General features: G+C 68.2%; 15 protein-coding genes. 9 read left to right on the top strand and 6 right to left on the bottom strand.

The window, feature by feature from the left end:
- Window positions 1-53: 53 nt before the first annotated feature.
- The 4 genes from LZ199_RS46855 to LZ199_RS39770 all read left to right on the top strand — a co-directional run bounded on the left by LZ199_RS46855 (window position 54) and on the right by LZ199_RS39770 (window position 4,783).
- A complete protein-coding gene (locus tag LZ199_RS46855; RefSeq protein WP_323390235.1) occupies window positions 54-647 on the top strand; it encodes an RCC1 domain-containing protein in 594 nt (197 codons plus the stop codon).
- Window positions 620-3,364 (top strand): RCC1 domain-containing protein, encoded by a 2,745-nt coding sequence (locus tag LZ199_RS39780; RefSeq protein ID WP_323390234.1) that lies wholly within the window; start codon window positions 620-622, stop codon window positions 3,362-3,364. Before LZ199_RS46855 ends, LZ199_RS39780 begins: the two co-directional genes overlap by 28 nt.
- Before the next feature lie 282 nt (window positions 3,365-3,646).
- Window positions 3,647-4,357, top strand: coding sequence for a hypothetical protein (locus tag LZ199_RS39775; RefSeq protein WP_253999027.1), 711 nt, complete (start codon window positions 3,647-3,649; stop codon window positions 4,355-4,357).
- A 123-nt stretch (window positions 4,358-4,480) separates the two neighbouring features.
- Window positions 4,481-4,783 carry a hypothetical protein gene (locus LZ199_RS39770; RefSeq protein WP_253999026.1) on the top strand — a complete coding sequence of 101 codons (303 nt, stop codon included), beginning with the start codon at window positions 4,481-4,483 and terminating at the stop codon, window positions 4,781-4,783.
- A 388-nt stretch (window positions 4,784-5,171) separates the two neighbouring features.
- Here LZ199_RS39770 and LZ199_RS39765 read toward each other — a convergent pair whose 3' ends face one another.
- From LZ199_RS39765 to LZ199_RS39755, 3 genes are all read right to left on the bottom strand, one after another.
- Entirely contained in the window at window positions 5,172-7,601 is a 2,430-nt protein-coding gene (locus LZ199_RS39765; RefSeq protein ID WP_253999025.1) for an ABC transporter permease, read from the bottom strand.
- A gap of 151 nt (window positions 7,602-7,752) precedes the next feature.
- Entirely contained in the window at window positions 7,753-9,438 is a 1,686-nt protein-coding gene (locus LZ199_RS39760) for a metallophosphoesterase (RefSeq protein ID WP_253999048.1), read from the bottom strand.
- A 157-nt stretch (window positions 9,439-9,595) separates the two neighbouring features.
- Window positions 9,596-10,231, bottom strand: coding sequence for a cupin domain-containing protein (locus LZ199_RS39755; RefSeq protein ID WP_253999024.1), 636 nt, complete (start codon window positions 10,229-10,231; stop codon window positions 9,596-9,598).
- Between the two features lie 98 nt (window positions 10,232-10,329).
- On the opposite strand from LZ199_RS39755, the gene LZ199_RS39750 reads away from it, so the two are divergent.
- Window positions 10,330-10,791, top strand: coding sequence for an acyl-CoA thioesterase (locus tag LZ199_RS39750; RefSeq protein ID WP_253999023.1), 462 nt, complete (start codon window positions 10,330-10,332; stop codon window positions 10,789-10,791).
- Window positions 10,788-11,558 (top strand): class I SAM-dependent methyltransferase, encoded by a 771-nt coding sequence (locus LZ199_RS39745; protein WP_253999022.1) that lies wholly within the window; start codon window positions 10,788-10,790, stop codon window positions 11,556-11,558. The genes LZ199_RS39750 and LZ199_RS39745 overlap by 4 nt, the downstream gene beginning before the upstream one ends.
- 3 nt (window positions 11,559-11,561) lie before the next feature.
- Here LZ199_RS39745 and LZ199_RS39740 read toward each other — a convergent pair whose 3' ends face one another.
- A complete protein-coding gene (locus tag LZ199_RS39740) occupies window positions 11,562-12,767 on the bottom strand; it encodes a hypothetical protein (protein WP_253999021.1) in 1,206 nt (401 codons plus the stop codon).
- A gap of 263 nt (window positions 12,768-13,030) precedes the next feature.
- Between LZ199_RS39740 and LZ199_RS39735 the strand changes: the two genes are divergently transcribed.
- From LZ199_RS39735 to LZ199_RS39725, 3 genes are all read left to right on the top strand, one after another.
- Entirely contained in the window at window positions 13,031-13,507 is a 477-nt protein-coding gene (locus LZ199_RS39735; RefSeq protein WP_253999020.1) for a hypothetical protein, read from the top strand.
- 189 nt (window positions 13,508-13,696) lie between these two features.
- A complete protein-coding gene (locus LZ199_RS39730; RefSeq protein ID WP_253999019.1) occupies window positions 13,697-14,104 on the top strand; it encodes a DUF962 domain-containing protein in 408 nt (135 codons plus the stop codon).
- Between the two features lie 188 nt (window positions 14,105-14,292).
- Window positions 14,293-15,015: a YebC/PmpR family DNA-binding transcriptional regulator gene (locus LZ199_RS39725; RefSeq protein WP_174453827.1), complete on the top strand. Its 723-nt coding sequence runs from the start codon at window positions 14,293-14,295 to the stop codon at window positions 15,013-15,015.
- Window positions 15,016-15,088: 73 nt separating this feature from the next.
- On the opposite strand, the gene LZ199_RS39720 is transcribed toward LZ199_RS39725, so the two are convergent.
- A complete protein-coding gene (locus LZ199_RS39720) occupies window positions 15,089-15,565 on the bottom strand; it encodes a hypothetical protein (RefSeq protein WP_253999018.1) in 477 nt (158 codons plus the stop codon).
- A gap of 299 nt (window positions 15,566-15,864) precedes the next feature.
- A complete protein-coding gene (locus tag LZ199_RS39715; protein ID WP_407667331.1) occupies window positions 15,865-20,328 on the bottom strand; it encodes a galactose-binding domain-containing protein in 4,464 nt (1,487 codons plus the stop codon).
- Window positions 20,329-20,393 lie beyond the last annotated feature (65 nt).

The following is a 20,393-nucleotide window of genomic DNA, read 5'->3' as shown; positions in this document are numbered from 1 at the left end:
TTTGTCGTCACGGGTGATTGGTTCCCGAGCTGTCTGAAGAGGGGGACTCACACATGAATCGTGGCACGAGACGGATGTCTGGCATCGCGGCGTGGTGCGGGTTGCTGTGCGCGCTGTTGTTGGGGGGATGCTCAGGCAATGCGTTGGAGGAGACGGCTCCGGAGCCCGGCACCGCGCGCGCCGCGGAGGGCTACTCTCGTCAGGGCACGGTGCTGGCGGGGCGCACCCACTCCCTGGCCCTGCGCTCGGATGGGACGGTGTGGTCCTGGGGTGGCAATACCTTTGGACAGCTGGGCAATGGCACGACACGCCCGCGTCCGTTCCCCGTGCGGGTGTGGCGCTTGTTCGACATCCGGGCGCTCGGGGCGGGTGAGATGCACTCACTGGCGCTGAAGTCGGACGGGACGGTGTGGTCCTGGGGCAACAACCTGAATGGACAGCTCGGGGATGGGAGCACGACGTCGCGTCCGGTGCCCGTGCCGGTGCCCGGACTGACGAATGCCGTGGCCATCGCCGCGGGCTTCTCCCACTCCCTGGTCCTGAAGTCGGACGGGACGGTGTGGGCATATGGGGCAACAACGCGGCGGGGCAACTGGGAGACGGGACGACGACGCGACGCGTGTCCCCCGTGCAGGTGCAGGGCCTGACCGGAGTGATGGCCATCTCCGCGGGCAACGTCCACTCCCTGGCGCTGACGGCGGATGGGCGCGTGTGGTCCTGGGGCGGCAACCTGGACGGGCAGCTCGGGACGGGTGACCTCACGGGCCGCACGCTTCCCGCCGTGCTCCCGGGCCCGACGGGCCTGACGTCGGTGTCAGGCGGAGGCTCGCACACGGTGGCGTTGAAGGTGGATGGCACGGTGTGGACCTGGGGCAAGAACGACGAAGGGCAGCTCGGCCTGGGCTCCACCGCGGTGACTCTCGTCCCCACCCAGATTCCGGCGTTGAGCGGTGTCGAGGCGGTGGTGGGTGGCGGGCAGCACACCGTGGCGCTGAAGGGCGATGGGACGGTGTGGGCGTGGGGGAGCAACACGAGGTCGCAGCTGGGAGATGGGACGATGCTCCAGCGGCTGTCTCCGGTGCAGGTGCCAGGCCTCACGCAGGTCCGAGGCGTGTCAGCCGGCGGTGGACAGCACTCGGTGGCGGTGAAGGCGAGCGGAGAGGTCTGGGCCTGGGGTGCGAACACCGACGGGCAGGTGGGCGACGGGACGTATCTGATGAAGATGATGCCCGTGGCGACGCGCGCGTGGCTGGAGCGAGTCGAAGCCTCGGCGGGTGAGGGTCACTCCCTGGCGGTGAAGTCGGATGGCTCCGTCTGGTCCTGGGGCGGCAACTATTCGGGGCAGCTGGGCGATGGGACGACCGTGTCGCGCTGGTCTCCGTTCAAGGTCACGCTTCCGGGGGCGCCCCTTGTGGGCTCGGTCGCCGCCGGAGGAACGCACTCGGTGGTCCTCCGGGAAGACGGCACGGTGTGGGCCTGGGGCACCAACGGCTACGGCTCCGTCGGAGATGGGACGACGACCGCGCGATTGCTCCCGGTCCAGGTGCAAGGCGCGCCGGTGGCCACGGCCGTGGCCACCGGAATCCGTCATTCACTGGCGTTGAAGGCGGACGGCACGGTGTGGGCATGGGGCTCGAACTCCATTGGCCAACTGGGAGATGGGACGGGGCTCAATCGGACCCTGCCCACCCGAGTCCCAGGGCTCTTGGGTGTCGTCTCGCTCGCCGCGGGCGAGGCGCATTCGCTGGCCTTGAAGTCCGACGGCACGGTCTGGACGTGGGGCCACAACAGCCCGTCCTGGATGGAGTTGGACCCCGAGGAGCCGGTGGCACCGGGACTCCTGTCTCCGATGCAGGTGCAGGGGCTCGCGGACGTGGTGGGTGTCTCGGGTGGCAACAGCCACTCCCTGGCGCTGAAGGCGGATGGCACCGTCTGGGCCTGGGGCAACAACGAACAGGGACAACTGGGGGACGGCACTCTCGCTTCCCGGATGACACCTGCTCAGGTGGCGGGGCTTTCGGGGGTGGTCGCCGTGTCAGCGAATTGGATGCACTCCTCGGCGCTGCGCGCGGATGGGACGGTGTGGACCTGGGGGATGAACTCGCTCGGCCAACTGGGAGGGGGTAGCGGGCCAGCGCGGTCGCTGCCCGCGCAGGTTGCTGGCCTGTCCAATGTCCGGGCCCTGGTGGCGGGTGGGAGTCATGCCCTGGCGGTGAAGGACGACGGGACGGTGTGGACCTGGGGCTACAACGGCTCTGGCCAGATTGGAGATGGGGTGACCGAACAGAAGGCGAGCCCCGTTCCATCCCTGGTGCTCCGCTCGCGTGGAGTGGCCGCATCCTCCCAGGTCGCGCTGGGGCTGACTCCGGATGGCAAGGTCCAGGCCTGGGGCTTGAATGCGTGGGGGCAGTTGGGAGACGGAAGCACCCTCAACCGGTCGGAGCCCGTCGAAGTATTCGGGCTGACGGGGATGCTGGCGGTCTCCATGGCGTACAACCATGCGCTGGCGCTGAAGTCAGACGGAACGGCGTGGGCCTGGGGGTCCAACTCGAGTGGCGCGCTGGGGGATGGGACGCGGACCCAACGCACCACTCCCGTCCAGGTGCTGTCCCCGGTCAGGTTTCTCTCCGTCTCCACGGGGTCCGCTCACAGCATGGCCCTGGCGGAGGATGGAACGGTGTGGGCCTGGGGTGGAAACATCCATGGAGAGCTCGGGGATGGGACGCAAACCCTGCGCACCCAGCCCGTCCAGGTGGTGGGGCTGACGCAGGTGATTGCCATCGCGGCGGGAACCTCCTTCTCGCTGGCCTTGAGGGCGGACGGGACGGTGTGGGGGTGGGGACACAATGCCTATGGTCAGTTGGGCATCAACTCCACGACAGCGAGGTCTCTGCCCGCCCAGGTGCTGGGGCTCACGGGCGTCACCGCCGTGGGGGCAGGCAATGGCCATTCCCTGGCATTGAAGTCAGACGGGACGGTGTGGGCGTGGGGCTATAATGCCTACGGAAGCCTGGGGGATGGCACCACCGTCAACAAGCTCATGCCCGTGCAGACGAGGAATCTGGCGGGAGTGGTGTCCATCTCGGCGGGCGTGCAGCACAATCTCGCCATCACAGTGGGCGGACTGGTCTGGTCCTGGGGACGCAATGACCAAGGTCAACTGGGAGATGGCGTCCCGTCGACGTCGAAGCTGCTGCCCGCGCGGGTGAGCACGCTCGGGACCGCCGTGGCGGTCTCCGCCGGAGGAGACCATTCCCACGCCATCCTCGCGGACCGGAGCGTCTGGTCCTGGGGCAGCAGCATCTATGGACAGCTCGGCACCGGGCTGTCCCGCATCCGGGCCGCTCCCACGCAGGTCTGGTGAGGCGTCACGCCGCCGTCGTTCTTGAGAGGGCCCACATGCCCGGTCCTTCGGTCGTGGGCCCCTGTGTCCGCTGGAGATGAATCCCCGCTGCGCCGGCCCGGCCCTTGACTCATTAGTTTTTTGTCAGGGGCCCGCACCGCTCGTTATGCGGCCGTCCGCTACTCCCAACTGAACTCCCATCATCCCATGCGTCGAGCGCAATACCTCTGTGGTGGGAGAGCGGATGCCCGATTGCCGATGTACCGTGCATCTGCCGTCAAGGCGCTACCTGCTGGGGGACCCATGTCTGAAGGAATCAAGTCTATTGGCATCTCCGCCACCAAGACGCTCATCAACTCCATACTCGTTTCCCTCGTAGTGCTTGGCTCACTCGGCCTTGGGTACCATGCGATGCGGCCAATCCCGCCGACGGGCGAGGAGCTGGCAATCGCATTGGCGAAACAGAGTGTGCAAACCGGCGTCGAGGATTTTGCCTCCATGGTTACTCGCCATCTGGGAGGTTCCGATGCGGTTCGGCTCGACAGCACGATTCAGTCGCGTCTGGGGGAACTGCGAGGCGAGCTTGTGGTGAAGGGCTGGGTAGCCAAAGAAGTCGCAAACAACCTGTACATGGTCAGCTTCACCTGGGCCCACTCCTCGGGTGGTGAGCGAGGGTTCTTCTTCGAGGTCGACACCAAGAACAGATTCGCCCGTCCCATCGGTCCGGATGACGAACTCGCGCTGAAATACGGCATGCGCTCGCAAGAGGACTTTCAAAAGGAGGAGGTGGTCACGCGGGATTTCATCAAGAAGAAGTACCCCGAGGGCGCCCTCCAATATGCAAACCACACTCTCACGATCCAAGGCAGAGCAGATGGGGATTACAACCCGCAGGACGTCGCCCAGGAGATTCACCGCAGTTTGAAGGGGGCGTTCGAACACCGCAGGGATCAGTATCTCCACGTAAAGATGACCAAGGGAAGCCTCGTTGGCGAACACGCTGCGAGATACTAACCCCGGGCAGCGACCTCATCCTCTCTTTTGGCATGCAATACGCCGAGAGAAGGCGTGCGAGTTCCCTGCCAAATAGTTCACAAGAAGAACGAAGTGTATTGCTGACATGAAAGGGGTAGTGCCATGTCAAAGGGTGCAGTCATTACATTCGATTTGAGACCTCAAACCAGCGATGACTACAAGACCGCCTATGGCATTCTGGGGAAGGCGGGCTTTGTCGTAGCAACGCCGAACATGACCGTTTTTCTCCCCAACACCACGGTGATGGGAACCATCCCTGAACAATGGACGGCCGGAAATCTGAGGGACGCGGTCATGACTACGTTCAGGAACGCTGGATTGGTCCTGACCTCTATCCTCTGTGGCGTGGTCACTGATTGGGCCGTCATGGGGGACCGAGTAGACTACAAGGCGATTGCTCCGTAGCGGCTGGAACAATCTCCAACGAGTTGTGAGCTGCGGAGTCAGGCCTCCGCAGCTCGCTCTACCTGACGGGGTTACACCGCTTTTTAGGAGCGGAACATGGCGACCATCACAGGTCCGCTTGGCATGCTTGGGAAGTCAGTGGATCGCACCAGGGCCTTGGCACCCCTGCGGGGATTGAGGCAGGCACATGGAACACCTGTTGGCGGAGTTCTCCTGGCTCTACTTCCTCTCTTCGACGCGTTCCACGCGACGTTCCCCGAAACGAAGCGCATTGCCTCCTCCTTCGAGGAGTTCCTCACCCGAGCCCTGCGCAGTGGCAGTCGCGCGTATTAGCTGGGTGGATGAGCCAGCCCACTCCCGACCCGGGAGTGGGCTGGCGCCAGGGCCTTCAGTCCGCGGACATCGCCACGCCGGGCGACACCTTCGACGCCCTGCGCGCGGGCAGCCAGCTGGCCAGCGCCACCACGCTGAGCAGGAGCACGGGCACCGCCAGGAAGGTCAGCGGGTCCGTCGCGCTCACGTCGTACAACATCCCCTCCAGCACCTGGGACAGCGCCAGCGCCAGCAACAGGCCCACGCCCAAGCCCAGCGCGCACATCCGCAGCGCCTGCTTCATCACCAGCCGCACCACGTCCGCCGGCATCGCTCCCAATGCCAGCCGGATGCCGAGCTCCCGCTTGCGCTGCGCCACGCTGTACGCCATCAACCCGTAGATACCCAGCGACGCCAGCGCCACCGCGGACACCGCGAAGGCGAGGAGCAACACCCGCTGGAAGTTCCGGTTCGCCACCGAGCGCTCCAGGTTCTCCTCCAGCGTCGTCGGCTTGCGCATCGACAACTGCGAGTCGAGCTGCAGCAGCTCCGCCTTCGCCGCCGCCGCCACGGTCTCCATCGGCAGCTTGCTGCGCACCATCAACGTCGTCCCCGGCCAGGGTGTCTGCCCCAGCGGCGCGTAGAGCTCCGGCTCGGCCGGACTGTCCAGCGCTCGCCCCCTCATGTCTCCCACCACCCCCACCACCTCGCGGTCCACCTTGTCGCCGTAGCCAATCCTGACCCGCTTGCCGAGCACCTCCTCCCCAGGGAAGAAGCGACGCGCGAAGGACTCGTTCACCACCACCACCTGAGACGACGTCGACGTGTCCTGCGTCGTGAAGTCCCGTCCCCGCTTCAGCTGAATCCCCAGTGTCGCGAAGGCCCCGTCACTCATCGCTCGATAGGCGGTGTCCTGCCGGTCCCCCGGCGCCGTGGGACGCTCCGGGATTTCCAACGTCAGGCCAATGCCTCCCCCCGTCACCACGCCCGGCGTCACGTGCGCCGCCGCCTCCACCCCCGGCTGTGCGCGCACCCGCTCCAGCAAGCGCGCGTAGAACGACGCCATCGTCTCGCCCGTGTAGCGCGCCGCCGGAAGGTTGTACCGCATCAGCGTCACGTTCTCGGTCCGATAACCCGGGTCCACCGAGGCCAACCGCTGCGCGCTGCGCACCAACAATCCCGCGCCCACCAGCAACACCAACGCGAGCGCCACCTGCGTGGACACCAGCACCGCGCGCCAGCGCAGCGCCGACTTGCTGGCGCTCGTGCCACGCGTGCTCTGCAACAGGCCACCCAGGCTCGCCTTCACCGCCGTGCCCAAGGGTGCCAGTCCACACAGCACCGTCACGGCCAACACCAACCCCGCCGTGTAGGCGAGCGCCAGCCCATCCACGCGCACCGCCTGCACCTGCTGCACCGACTCCGGCAACACCGCGCTCAGTGCGTCCGTGCCCCACGTCCCCAACAACAACCCCAGCGCCCCTCCCGAGACGGCCAGCAGCGCGCCCTCCGCCAAAAGCTGCCGCGCCAGCGCGAGCTTTCCCGCCCCCAGCGCCGTGCGCACCGCGAACTCCTGCTGCCTCGCCAACGCCCGCGCGAGCAGCAGCTGCGCCACGTTCACGCAGGCGATGAGCAGCAGCAACGACACCGCGCCCAGGAGCAACAGCGCGGGGCGCCGCGTGTCCTGCGACAGCCTGTCCTGAAGCCCCATCACCGTCACGCTCGTCCCCGGATTGCTGTCCGGATACGCCTGCGACAGCGCCGCCATCACCGAGCGCGCCTCCGCGTTCGCCTGCTCCACCGTGGCCCCGGCCGCCAGCCGCCCCAGACCCACGAGCAGGTGCGTGCCTCGGCTGTCCCAGTTGTCCCGGATGAAGTCCTGCGACGACAGGGCCGCCCAGAGTCCCAGCGGCTCGTTGGAGCCCTCCTTCGGAAAGTCGAAGCCCTCCGGCATCACCCCGACGATTTGATAGGAGTTGCCCTCCATCTCCACCATGCGCTCCAGGACGCGCGGGTCCGCTCCGAAGCGGCGCTTCCACAGCCCGTGCGAAATCACCACCGCACGCGGACCGTTGAGCAGGAACTCCTCGTCCGTGAGCACCCGGCCGAGCAGGGGCTTCACCCCCACGATGCGGAAGAAGTCCTCCGACACGCCGGCGCTCTCCACCCGCTCGGGCTCCAGGTTCGGCCCGGTGAGCGTGACGCCGTTGACGTCGAAGGCCGAGAAGCCGTCGAACGACTTCACCTTCTGCCGCAGGTCCTCCGCGTCCAGCCGGGACAGGGCCGAGTTCCGGCCCGCCTCATGCGAGTCCTGCCCCCACACCGAGAGCAGCCTGTCCGCCCCAGGGAGGGGAAGCGGGCGCAGCAGGAGCGCGCTCACCACGCTGAAGAGCATGGTGTTCGCGCCGATGCCGAGCGCCAGCGCCAGCACCGTCGCCAGCGTGAAGCCGGGGCTGCGACGCAGCGAGCGGGCGCCGTGGCGCAGGTCCTGAAGGAATGAAGGCATGCGCCTCCTCAAAGCCATTCGCGTGCCAACCCGGCGCCGCGACTCAAGCGCGCGGAGTGACGACGTGCGCCGTCACGGGGGACTCGGCCACTGTGCGCTTGTGGGACGGCCGCGTTCGGAGGTGGCACGGCCTGTCTCCCAGGAAAACGGCCTAGACGCGCAGGGGCGGCTCGATGAGCGCGGGCGGCGTGGCCTTCGCGTCGTCCGGCTCGTACGCGGGCGCATGGGGGCCCGCGTGGACCTGCTTCCACTTGCGAGGCACCCGCTCGATTCCCACCGGGTACACCGTGAGGTGCCCCTCTTCGTTGATGTGCAGGCGCACGAAGTTCTTCCAGTCCGGCAGCGCCAGCGAGATGAACGCCTCGTTGGAGTGGGCCCCGAAGAAGTTCACGCTCAGCCACAGGTAGAGCCCCATGACGAACGGGCCGACGAGGAAGCCGCCCAGGAACGTCAGCCCCGAGGACATCAGGAACTTGCCCGCCAGGTGTGCCCAGCCCGCCGTGCAGTTGAGCCCATCCGGGGTCAGGTCCGGGCAGATGCCCAGCCCGCTCACCGCGACGTAGGTGCCTCCCCAGGCCACGAAGAAGGCCGCGACGATGTGCGCGAAGCCGTGCAGTCCTCCCGCCAGCCACCTCCACTTGCCGAACGCCGAGTCCGCCAGGCCGATGAGCCCGCCGATGGTGCCCAGTCCCAGCACCATCGTCCACGGACGACTCACCATGCTGTTGGCCACCGCCATGACGACGTCGCCGAGCCGCGACACGCCCAGCGAGCCCACCTCCGCGTAGGCCGCCAGCGCGAGCAGCAGGTACAGCGCGCCCGTCATCAGGCCGAACAGCGGGCTGTAGCGGATGAGGAACAGGTTCTTTCGCGCGAGCTTCTTCGACGTGCGCTCGTCCGGGAAGCTCTTCTCCAGCTTGTACCCGTCGCGCAACACATGGGCCTTGGGCGCGTGCGTGGGGTGCAGGAAGGCGCCGCCTCCGCCCGCCGTGATTTTCTGCCGGCCCGCCGCGTCCTCGTGGCGCCGGTAGTGGTGCAGGTCTCCCGCGAGGAAGACGCTGATGCGCCGGCCGAGCACCTTCTCCTGGAGGTACTCCAGGTTGTTCTCCAGGTAGCTGCCCTTGCGCCGCTGCGTGGCCGCGAGAATCCACGCGGGCTCCGCGTTGCAGAGGATGACCCGGTCATCGGGGCCCATGCTCTCCGCCACCTGACGGAAGTACTCCACCTGCGGCACGTCGATGTCGCTGTTGAGCTGCACGTCCGTGCCGATGAGCCACCAGCGATGTGGCAGCTTCAGCGCGAAGTAGCTGCGGCTCTGTCTTGTCCGCCGACCGGCGATCCACCGGTTCGCGCAGAACAGCCGCATGAAGGACGACAGGCCGTCGTACCAGTCGTGGTTGCCTGGGATGACGAACAGGTCCGGATTGGGCGCGACGGAGCGGCGCATGGCCGCCTCGTACGGCTGTATCAACCGCTCCTCGTAGGTCTCACGGCTGGCGCCGGGGTAGACGCCGTCACCGCCGCTGACGAGCACGCGTCCCCGCTTCGTCTCGTGCTCGCCCGCCCTCGGCTGGCCGCGCACGGACAGCTTCAGCTCCGGCAGGGCCAACAGCCGCGCCACCGTGTACGTGGAGTCCCAGCCGTCGCCCGTGTCCGCGACGTAGTCGAGCCAGAAGTCTCCGTCGGGCAGCGTCTCCTGCGAATAGTCGAAGTAGGGCTCCTGCGGACGCACCACCGCTTCGATGAGGCGATGGTCCGCGCGCGCGCCGAACACGGCCGCCACGAGCGCGTCCAGGCCCGTGCGCAGCAACTGCGCCGGATGCAGCCAGCGCACCATGCCCGCGTGCTTCTGGGGCTTCGTCGCGGTGCCGCTTTCGGAGATGAGCGCTGTCTCGTTCCTCGATTCCACCAGGTGCGGACGCTCACCCGTCGTCAGCTTGTTGGACTGCTTCGCGGGAGCTTCGCTGCCCTTGCGCGCCGCCGCCCCGTCCCGCTCACTTGCCATGGGGGACGTTCTCCCTCGGGCCTTGCGTGAAGCGCTGCTCGGGGCCCGGGCCGGCGTAGACCTGCACGGCCTTGAAGGGCGCGCCCGGCGTGACGACTCGGGCCGAGTGCTTCGCTCCCGCGGGGATGTAGACCGCGTCGCCCTTGCTCACGCGCAGCGTCTGCCCCGACACCGTCATGTCCGCGGCGCCTTCCTCGATGTAGAGAATCTCGACGCTGGCGTCGTGCGTGTGCTCGGGGACTTCGCCTCCGGGCTGCAACTCCAACAGCGTCAGCGAAGCGGCGGTGGCGCCCGTGCCCTCGTTGAGGAACAGCGTCGCGCGACCCTTGCCTCCCGCGATGATGTGACGCGGGGCCTCGGCCGTGGTGACGCGGTGGCGCACGGCGCGCGCGCTGGTGGGCTGCGCGCCCGATGCCGCGCCGGTGGGGCTCGTGGCCTGTGTACCTCGCGCGGCGTCGGGAGTGTTCTTCGTGCCCGGCGCGGGGGTGTCTCGCGATGTGTCGACAGGCGGCCGCGGCGAGCTGGCACCGGGTGCTGGCTTCGGCGCGGGCTCGCGGGCCCAGGAGGGAGGAGCGATACCGAGCCCCATGAGGGCCAGCGCGGAAAGCAGGAGTCGTGGACTCATCGTGTTGCTGGATTATCACGGCCACGGCCCCTGACTGGAGAGCAGGCAGGCGGTGTTCTTCGTTCCCTCGGGGCCTCGACTGGGGCACCCTGCCCGACATGGCGGACCTCACCCCCCAGGACTTCCCTGTTGCCGTCCCCTTCACCCTCCACTGGAGTGAGATGGACGCGTTCGGCCACGCCAACAACGCCCGGACCTTCACGTGGTTCGAGTCGGCTCGCATCTCCTACCTGGTGCGTATCGGCATGACGGGCCCCTCGGGCACGGGCGAGACGCGCGCGCCGGGCGGTATCGGCCCCATCCTCAAGGCCACCCAGGCCGAGTACGTGCGCCCCGTCGTCTTCCCGGCCCGGCTCGTGGCCTGCGCCCGCGTCTCCCGCATCGGCACGACGTCCGTCACGCTGGAGCACGCGGTGTTCGGCGAGGAGGACGGCGTGCTGTACACGAAGGGCATCGCCGTCATCGTCACGCTCAACTACGTCTCGAATGAAACAGTCCCCGTGCCCGCGCACGTGCGCGCCGCCATCGAGGCCGTGGAGGGGCGGTCCTTCGGGACATGAGTGACTCCGTGCTGGGGTTCCACGAAGGGCTGGCCGAGGAGTATCACCTGCTCTTCGTCAACTGGGCCCAGTCGGTGGAGCGGCAGGGCGCCGCGCTGGATGCGCTGCTGCGCCGCTGCGGAGAGCCTCCTCCCCGGCGCGTGCTCGACTGCGCGTGTGGCATCGGCACCCAGGCCCTGGGGCTCGCGGGCCGGGGCTACGTCGTCCACGCCACGGACTTGAGCCCGGCGGCCGTGGCCCGCGCGGAGCGTGAGGCGCGCACCCTGGGCGTCTCCGTGACGACCGGCGTCGCCGACATGCGGAAGCTGGACACGCAGGTGTCGGGCACCTTCCAGCTGGTGCTCGCCTTCGACAACGCCGTGCCGCATCTGCTCACCGACGAGGACCTGGATGCCGCCGCGCACGCCATGGCCTCCAAGCTGACGCCGGGTGGCATGCTGGCGCTGGGCGTGCGCGACTATGAATTGCTGATGGCGCAGCAGCCGCGCTTCACCTCGGAGCGCGTGCTCGATGCACCCGAGGGGCGACGGATTCTCTTCCAGGTCTGGGATTGGGCCGCCGACGGCCGCACGTACAGGGTGCACCAGTTCATCCTCCGTCCCGAGGGCGGAGGCTGGCAGGCGACGGAGCACACCGCCGTCTACCGCGCGCTCCAGCGCGTGGAGGTGGAGCGCGCGCTGACTCGCGCGGGATTGATGGATACACGGTGGTACTCGCCCGACGAGACGGGCTTCCATCAGCCCATCCTCACCGCGCGCAGGCCGTGAGGCTCAACCTCCGCCGCGCTTCACGTCCGCCGGTGCATTGGGGTGGCGCGTGAGCAACATGCGGAGCTGGGGCTGACGGCGCACCGCTTCCTGCTTCAAGAGATGGGCGATGAGAGGCGGCGGCGCGGCGCTCCAGCGGGCGATGTTCTGGATGAGCATCGGTGAGCGGTACGTGCGCCCGCACAACAGCGACGCCGTCTTGCCATCCACGGACATGCCGATGAGCGATGCGAGGGCTCGGCCTTCCGTGTTGAGGATGACCTCCACCTTCTCCTCGGAGGGGCCGGTGGTGAAGCGCTGACGCAGGACCTCTCGCGATGAGCGCCGCGTGGACTCCGGCACGTCGCGGTCGATGGTCACCTTGTACAGCTCCATCAGCCGCCGCGTGCTCCACAGGCGACGGAAGAGGCCCGCTGGAAGCTGAGGATTGCGCACCAGCCACCGGCGCACGCCCGTGTCCGCCGTGAAGGCCGCGCGGCTACACAGCGCCTCCAGGCCCACGGGGTTGCGGTGGTTGCGCGCGATGAGCCGCGCGTGCGCGAGCCCCACGCGCGAGTTCTCCAGCACCGCCTTGATGACCGCGGGCAGCGGGTCGAAGCACAGCGCGGACAGCTCCGGGTCCTCACACGCGCGCGCCAGCGCCACGCGTTGGTCTTCCGTCTGCGGATGCAGCCGCGTCTCGAAGAGCTGGCGGAAGTTGCCCAGGGCCACTTCGGGCTCGTCGTCCACGGCGGGCTCTTCGTCCGGGGACTCGACCGCGTCGGCTCCTGGCTCCAGGGGGCCGGGCTCCTCCGCCTCCTGCGGAAGCAGATCCAGCATCGGCAGCTCCTCCTCCGGCGCCGCGGTGGCGGAGGCCGCGAGGGGCTCGTAGCCCGGGCTCACCGTGGAGGGCGTCGAGCGGCCCGGGCCACCGACAGGGGCGGGGCTCGGAGACGCGGCGCCTGTCGTCGGGCTCGTGGCGATGGGATTCCGCGCGGCGACGGGGGGCGGGCCCTGCGGCCCTGGCTGCGCGGCGGGGAGCAGCGCGCCTTGGGACAAGAGGCGCGTGAGGATGCCCTGGAGTCGCTCGGGGGGCAGGCCGGTGAGGGCGGGGAGGTTCCTCGCCGCGGTCGCCCCGTCCAGGCGCGAGAGCACGAAGCCTTCTTCCGCGCTGAGCACCAGGGTGCGCAGGTCCACCTGGGGGTTCGGCTTGGGAATCCAATCCGTCATCGGCTCCGAGTCTCCCACGACCCGTATACGAGGTGCAGAGGCCCTTCCTCTCGATGCATGACGGGCGGAAAACTGTGGAGCGACGGCATGCGCCAGGGGCCACGAGGCTCGCGTGAAGCCGTCCCGGGAGGCCGTGGGCCCTCATACCCGAAGTACTGGTTTTCCGACTTTTTCTGGTGCTGTCCCTGGCGCTAGAACTCCAGGTGAAACGCCCGGACGTCCACGGCGGCAACCTCTGGTGGGCGGGGCACCAGGAGCACGACATGTCGAGATTCGCGGGAGCGCTGTTCGTCGCCGTCGTCGCCGTCTTTCCCCTGCACGGACAGGCGCAGCAATGTCCCGAGATGCCGGGGCCCACCATGTCCACCACGCTGGAGCTCTTCAAGACGATTCAAGAAGACCGGGCGAAGGTGTGCGCCGTCGTCGGTGAGAAGCCGCTCCCGGAGCGCTTCCTCAAGGAGGCATCGGCCTGCTTCGACAAGCACCTGATGCCGTGTGCCCAGTCGACGGCGAAGGGGTTCATGCCGCTCCTCACCAAGTGCATCCAGGGCCAGAACCTCTTCAGCGACACGGGCATGTGCTCGCGCTGGGACGCGGCGATGACGTGCATGGACACGGAGATCCGCGACCGGAGCAGCCCCGCCACCCTGGCGATGATGAAGCACCTGGGCCTGGTCCAGAGCAAGACCCAGAAGTTCGAGGCGTGCTTCCGCGCCGCCGCGAAGAAGGTGAAGAAGTAGCTCTTCCGAGTCCGGTCGTCCCCGGTGGCGGGGAGGGGGCCCACCTGTCGGGAAATGCGCGCCAGGGGGGCCCAGGGGGCCGCTTGCCCGCTCGCTGGCCATGCCCTCGGGGGCCGTAGGGGCCCTGATTTCACGCTCCGGGGAAGAGCGGGTTGACGGGATGCCCCTGCCTGGACACAACTTCACTCCATGCCCAAGCCCATCCAGACCTATGGCGAGTTCTGGCCGTTCTACTTGCGCGAGCACTCGCTGCCCGTGACTCGACGGTTCCACTTCGTGGGCACCAGCCTGGGACTGGCCACGGGCGTGGCGGCCGTCGTCACCGGACGGGGGGCCCTGGTGCCCGCCGCCCTGGTCGCCGCCTACGGCTTCGCGTGGTTCAGCCACTTCTTCATCGAGCGCAACAAGCCGGCGAGCTTCAAGTACCCGCTCTGGTCCTTCATCTCCGACTTCCGGATGGCGGGGTTGATGGCGGTGGGCCAGCTCGACGCGCACATGGAGCGGGCCTTCGCCAACGGCGAGCAGGGGACGGGGGCCAACAGCCTCACGCCCGCGCAGCAGGCGCAGCCCCAGGCCTCCGCGCAGCAGGCGCGCTGAAGTCACTCGCAGGGCCTTGGGATGGACGGGCGCGGTGGCCCATGAAGGTCGCCGCCTGTTCCGTTTCGTGGACCGAGCGCCGGCCAGGTCGCCGCCCCGCACACGAAGCGCGGGCGCCTCACCCGAGTTGCGCTAGATTGGCCGCACCGTTGTAACGCCCCCCTATTTCCAAAGAGTCGCTTCGACCCATGGGACGCATTTTCGAGACGCGCAAGGCCACGATGATGGCCCGCTGGAACAAGATGGCGAAGGTGTTCACGCGCATCAGCAAGGACATCGCCATCTCGGTGAAGTCCGGCGGGCCCAACCCGGACACCAACTCCACGCTGCGTCGGGTCCTCCAGAATGCCCGTGCGGCGAACATGCCGAAGGACAAGGTCGAGGCCGCCATCAAGCGCGCCAGCGGCCAGACGGCGACGCAGTACGAAATCGTCCTCTACGAGGGCTACGCGCCCCACGGCATCGCCCTGCTGGTGGAGACGGCCACGGACAACGTGGTGCGCACCGTGGCGAACGTGCGCATGCGCTTCAACAAGTACTCCGGGAACATGGGCAACGCGGGCAGCGTGGCGTTCATGTTCAAGCGGATGGGGGTCTTCCGTCTGAATCCGGAGGGGTTGAATCAGGACGAGCTGGAGCTGGAGCTCATCGACCACGGCCTCCAGGAGCTGGGAGAGGGCACCGGTGAGAAGGGTGAGAAGCAGCTCATCATCCGCTGTGACTTCTCCGACTTCGGCAAGCTGCAGACGGCGATTGAGGCCAAGGGCCTGACGCCCATCTCCGCTGACTCCGAGTACATCGCGGAGAACCTCATCGAGCTGCCCGAGGACAAGGCCAACGAGGTCCTCGAGCTGGTGGACTCGCTGGAGCAGGACGACGACGTGCAGCGCGTCTTCCACAATCTGGGCTGAGTGGGTTCGCGGCCCGGGACGGTGTGGGCGCTCGTTGAGAGCGTCCCCGTTGCCGGGCCTTGGCGGGTGCTGCTCACTTCACGTCGTAGACCTTGCGCAGCGGGGCTCCGTCGCGGTGCAGGTCCACCTCCAGCCGGCGGGCGGTCTTCAAGAGCGCGTAGGTCTCCAGCGCCTTCTCCGGCGTGTCGAGCGAGATGCCGTTGACGCGCTGGATGACGTCGCCGTTCTGGAAGCCCAGCTTGTCGTAGAGCGAGCCCTCCCGGATGGAGAAGAGCTTGAAGCCCTGGGACTTGCCGTCCTTGAAGGAGGGGACGATGCGCGCCTGCATCGACGCCTCCGAGTGGCTGGGTTGCAAGGTGTCGACGAGCGGCTCCTTGCTGGTGATTTCGTAGGCGTTCTCTCCCACGCTGCGAATGTCGACGCTGGAGTCGGAGTCGTCGAACGGGCGCTTGGTGAAGTGATGGAACGCAAGCACGGCGAACACTGCCCCCGCCGTGACGAGCGAGCCAGCCAGGAACCAGACAGACTTCGGAAAGATGGTGAGCTTCATCGTGTCCTGCCTCCTCCCCCTCAGGGGTGAACGGGACAAGAGCAAGCTCGATGCCAGGGCCGTGCGCGTGTCTGGCTTCACTCGGAGACCACGTCGCGCCTGGGAAGGCCAGCGCTGTCGTGCGGGCTCGGGCAGGCCACTCCTGTCACTCGCCGCGGATTCTCGGGTGACAGGGTGTCGTGACAGGTTGTCACGCGGCGCGACGGGGACGAGGAGCCGTCCGTTGCTGGCCCCGACACCCGAGGGGAAGACGGCAGCGAGGTCCGCCGCCGTCTTCCCCTCATCTCGTTGCGGTGTCTCTACTTGGTGAAGGTGATGGGGCCGCTGGAGAGCGTGCTGTTGTTCGCTCCGTCGATGGCCCGCACCCGCCACGTGTGGCTGCCCGTGGCCAGGCCCGTCAGCGTCGTCTGCTCCGTCCCGACGCCGTACACCTCGAACTCCCACAGCGAGTACCCGTAGCCCGTGGCGCGCTGGATGCCTCGCATGCGCACGTAGCGACCCACGCCGCTCAGGTTGAGCAGGTCATCCTGCGCGCCGTTGCCGTTGGCCTCGGTGTACACCGTCCTCCACGTCGTGCCGTCCACGGAGGCCTCGATGGCGTACTGCCTTCCATACGCCGCCTCCCAGAACAGGTTCACCCGCTTGATGGAGTACACCCCGCCCAGGTCCACGGTGATGGACTCCGTGTCGGGGCTGGCCACGTCGTTCCGGCTGGACCAGCGCGTGCCCGTCACGTTGCCGTCCACCGCGTCGTTGGGGCTGCCGAACTCCGAGGACGTCGCGGAGATGTTCTTCCCCAGCGCCAGGTTCGTCGACGTGCCCACGTAGGCCTTCGGCGTGACGTCCGGCGCGCGGTCCGTGCCGTCCACCACGAGCACGTACCTGGACACGCCCGCGCCCACGTCCGTCGTCTGCTCCCAGATGAACGTCGTGGACGCACCCGGCACCGCCGCGCCCGCCGCGGGCACCAGCGCCGCGAAGGCCGCCGGAGGCGCCGTGTCATTCAGCGTGAAGGTCGCCGTCGCCGACTGCGTGACGCCGCCCGCCCAGTTGTAGGCCCTCACGAACCACGTGTGCGCGCCGTTGCCCAGCGCGGCGTTGATGACGGAGGCGGAGTTCGTGCGCGTCGTGGCGACGGGGAAGGGGCTGCCATCCAGGAAGACCTCGTAGCGGTGGATGCCCGTCTGCGGGTCGCTGCTCGCCGTCCACGTGAAGTTCGGCCGCGTGGTGATGGTGGAGCCCGGCGCCGGCGTCTGCAGCGTGAAGGCCGTGGGCGGCGTCGCGTCCGTCAGCCCGAAGCCCTGGATGCCCGCGCCGTACTGGAACAGCGGGTTGCCGTAGATGGGCAACACCGGCAGCCCCTGCGCGATGCGCGAGCGAATCTCCGTGCGCTGCGCCGCCGTGGCGCCCAGGTCGAACGGGAGGTCCCAGTGCTCCAACTGGTTGTTCTCCGCGTCGGTGCCAATCTGGTCCATCGAGCGCGGGAGCTGCCAGGGCAGCTTGCCTCGAGGGAAGACGTCTCCGAAGAGGATGTCCGCCACGGCCGGGCCTCCCGAGTCTCCAGGCCGGTACGCCGCCAGCAGCGCGTTGGTCTGCGGGACGACGTTGGTGAGGATGTACGGGCGCGGCAGGATGAGCACCGTCGTCGTGGGGATGTTGCGCGCGCGGAAGCCGGTGATGAGGCCGTACTGGTTGCCCCACTTGGCATCATGCGCCGGGCCAATCGGGTCTCCCGGCAGGTAGGGCTTCTCCTTGTCCCACTCGGTGCCGTGCGTGAAGTAGCTCTCGCCCACCACGACGATGGCCGCGTTGGGCGTGACGCCCGCCGGAGCGTTGTCCTTGTAGACGGTGATGCCAGCCGCCGCGGCGCGCTGCTTGATGGCCTGGTAGATGGTCAGGTCCCCGAACTCCGTGCCGTGGAAGTCCGAGCGCCACGTCACCATGCAGGGGCCCGCATCCGCGCAAGGCCCCGCGACGACGATGCTCGAGCCCGCGCCCAACCGCAGTGGCAGCGCGCCGTCGTTCTTCAAGAGCGTCATCGCGTTCTGAGCCGCGCGGCGCACCAGCTCCTTGTGGTCCGCCGTGTGCCACTCGGACGTGCCCGCGAGGCCCCTGCGGTACGGGTCCTCGAAGATGCCCAGGCGGAACTTCAGGTCCAGAATCCGGCGCACGGAGTCGTTGATGCGGGCGATGGGCACCGCCGTCTCGAAGTTGCCCATCTGCGCGGGGTTCGCCCCGCCCATGACGTCCGAGCCCGCCGTCGCCGAGCGCGTCCACGCCCCCGACGGCAGCCAGTCCGAGCAGATGACGCCCTGGTAGCCCAGGTTCACCCGCAGGTAGTTGAGGATGCCCACGCTGTCACCGGCGCCGTAGCCCTCCGGACCCAGCAGCCAGCTGCCCGCGTAGCCCGGCATGATGCCGCTGGTGCCCGCCTCCAGCGCCGCGTGCCACGGACGCATGTGGTAGTGGATGGTGGTGCCGTCATAGGTGATGCCGGCCTCGCCGCCCGCGCCCTGGCCGGGCCAGTGCTTGGTGGTGACCCAGATGGAGTGCGGGTTCACCTCGGGGCCGCCCTGCAGGCCCGCGATGAGCGCGCGGGTGAGGCCCGCCGACAGGTCCGCGTCCTCGCCGTTGCCCTCCTGGATGCGCGGATAGAGGACCTTGGTGCCCACCTCCGCCAGCGGCGACAGCGTGCCGCGGCTGCCCACCGCGAGCTGCTCGCGGCGCTGCATGTCACCCAGCTCGTAGACGGTGTCCAAGTCGCGGGAGGCGGCCAGCGCCGGCTGCGTGGGCCAGCTCGTCTTGTAGCCGTGGATGGAGTCACCCGCGTCCACGTTGGGGATTCCCAGCCGCGTGGCCGCGGAGGCGCGCTGGAAGCTGACGATGTCCTCCGGGCTCAGGGGGCCCATGGTGAAGCCCGCCTCGGGGAACGTCTTGGCCTCGAAGAACATCTGGAGCGCCTTCTCGCGCGTCGTCATCCGCGCCATCAGGTCATTGACGCGGGTGGCGATGGGGTTGTGCCAGTCCTCGTACGGGTCGATGACGCCGTTCTTGTTCAAGTCGCGCATGCCGTTGATGAGCGCGACGCCGTCCGCCGCCGTCTCCACCACCGGCAGGTACACGCTGAACTGACGCAAGTCGGAGCGACTGGTGGCGCCGCTGGCCTGCGTGGCCACGACGTACCACTTGTACGTCCAGCGGTCCGGCAGGTCCTGCGCCAGGGTGAAGGACGTGCCCGTCGTCGTGGTCATCAGCGTGTAGCGGTCCAGCAGGCTGCCCGGGGCCATCCAGTCGTAGTCGTCCCGGCTGATGTTCAGATACAGCTTGTAGTTGGCCGCGCCCGCGACGGCGGCCCACTGGAACGTGGGACGGCGGGTGTTCGTCACCATGGCGTTGTTGGCCGGCGCCACGACTGCGAACGCGCCCGCGATGGCGGGAGGCGCGGGCGCCTGGTACGGGTCCGGGATGATGGTGCGGTCTCTTCCGTCCGGAGGCCCGCCCGTGGTGAAGATTTCGACCTTCCACTCGGCGCCCTGCACCGCGAGCGAGGTGACGCTCTGGCCGCGCAGCACCGTGCCGGTGGACGTCGTCACCGCCAGCCGGATGTCCGTGTTGGGCGCGGTGGGCGAGAACTGGTTCTTGGAGAGGGTAATCGTCGTGTTGGGCGCGAAGGTCAGCTCGTAGGTGAAGGGCCCGGGCGGGTTGCGCACCGACGGCGTGGTGTTGCCTTCCTCGGGCGTGGGCGTGACGCTGAGGGGCGCGGGCGAGACATTGATTTTCGCGTACGCCAGCTCCGGGAACATCAGCTTGATGGTCTGGTTCGTCGTCTGCGGCGGCGGCTCCTGCGGGCCGTCACCGGGCGCGTAGACCTCGAAGTCCCAGAGGGAGATTCCGTAGCCCGTGCCGCGGGTGATGCCGCGCACGCGCACGTAGCGGGCGGAGCCGGACACGGTGATTTCACGGCGACCCGGCGCGCCGTCGGTGATGTTCGTCGCGAGCGGCGACCAGGTGCTGTCATTCGTCGAGCCTTCAATCGCATAGGTCGACGGATAGGCGCCCTCCCAGTTCAGCACCACCTTGCCCAGCGTCCTCGCCGAGCCCAGGTCCACGCGAATCCACTGGCCATCCAGCGGGTCCGAGGACCAGCGCGTCGTCGTGTTGCCATCCACCGCGTAGCCCGGCGTGAGGTGGGCCGCGTTGCCCTCCACGGTGGAGGCCGTGGCGGGACGGTTCTTCGCCAGGTCGCCGGTGGCGGCCGTGCCGCTGTAGACGGCGAACTCCCACAGCGAATAGCCGTAGTCCGCCGCGCCGCGCACCGTGCCGAGGATGCGGATGTAGCGGCCCGTGCCCGACACCGTCAGGTCATCCACCCCGCCGTCGCCGTCGGTGATGGTGCGGATGTCCGTCCAGTTCGCCGCGTCCGGGGACGTCTGCACCTTGTAGCCGATGGCGTACGCCGTCTCCCACGTGAGCACCACGCGACTGATGGTGGTGCTCGCACCCAGGTCGACGTAGATCCACTCATTCGCGGTGAAGAGGCTGCCCCACCGCGTTCCTCCATCTCCATCCACCGCGTAGTTGCCAGTGATTCCCTCCTGTGCCGATGACGTCACCGTCGGTCGGTTGAGAGCGAGATTCCCGGCCTGGGCGTTCGCGTCCGAACCGAACGCCATCACACCCACTGCTACCGCTGTCGCACACACCCGCGTCAGGAGACTCCTGACACGGTGCGTGGCCTGCACAAGAGGGGTTGGTAATCGCATGGGGACGAAAAGCGGGCCGCTGGAGAAAGTAGGGGAGGGGGTGTGCCAGCGCATACCGAGACGGT

The organism is Myxococcus qinghaiensis (assembly GCF_024198215.1).
In the GTDB taxonomy this organism is placed as follows: domain Bacteria; phylum Myxococcota; class Myxococcia; order Myxococcales; family Myxococcaceae; genus Myxococcus; species Myxococcus qinghaiensis.
This window is presented reverse-complemented; position numbering and strand designations above follow the sequence as displayed.

Coding starts and splice junctions, on each gene's coding strand:
- LZ199_RS46855 (WP_323390235.1), top strand. CDS start 54: ATGAATCGTGGCACGAGACGGATGTCTGGCATCGCGGCGTGGTGCGGG.
- LZ199_RS39775 (WP_253999027.1), top strand. CDS start 3,647: ATGTCTGAAGGAATCAAGTCTATTGGCATCTCCGCCACCAAGACGCTC.
- LZ199_RS39770 (WP_253999026.1), top strand. CDS start 4,481: ATGTCAAAGGGTGCAGTCATTACATTCGATTTGAGACCTCAAACCAGC.
- LZ199_RS39765 (WP_253999025.1), bottom strand. CDS start 7,601: ATGCCTTCATTCCTTCAGGACCTGCGCCACGGCGCCCGCTCGCTGCGT.
- LZ199_RS39760 (WP_253999048.1), bottom strand. CDS start 9,438: ATGGTGCGCTGGCTGCATCCGGCGCAGTTGCTGCGCACGGGCCTGGAC.
- LZ199_RS39755 (WP_253999024.1), bottom strand. CDS start 10,231: ATGAGTCCACGACTCCTGCTTTCCGCGCTGGCCCTCATGGGGCTCGGT.
- LZ199_RS39750 (WP_253999023.1), top strand. CDS start 10,330: ATGGCGGACCTCACCCCCCAGGACTTCCCTGTTGCCGTCCCCTTCACC.
- LZ199_RS39745 (WP_253999022.1), top strand. CDS start 10,788: ATGAGTGACTCCGTGCTGGGGTTCCACGAAGGGCTGGCCGAGGAGTAT.
- LZ199_RS39740 (WP_253999021.1), bottom strand. CDS start 12,767: ATGACGGATTGGATTCCCAAGCCGAACCCCCAGGTGGACCTGCGCACC.
- LZ199_RS39735 (WP_253999020.1), top strand. CDS start 13,031: ATGTCGAGATTCGCGGGAGCGCTGTTCGTCGCCGTCGTCGCCGTCTTT.
- LZ199_RS39730 (WP_253999019.1), top strand. CDS start 13,697: ATGCCCAAGCCCATCCAGACCTATGGCGAGTTCTGGCCGTTCTACTTG.
- LZ199_RS39725 (WP_174453827.1), top strand. CDS start 14,293: ATGGGACGCATTTTCGAGACGCGCAAGGCCACGATGATGGCCCGCTGG.
- LZ199_RS39720 (WP_253999018.1), bottom strand. CDS start 15,565: ATGAAGCTCACCATCTTTCCGAAGTCTGTCTGGTTCCTGGCTGGCTCG.
- LZ199_RS39715 (WP_407667331.1), bottom strand. CDS start 20,328: ATGCGATTACCAACCCCTCTTGTGCAGGCCACGCACCGTGTCAGGAGT.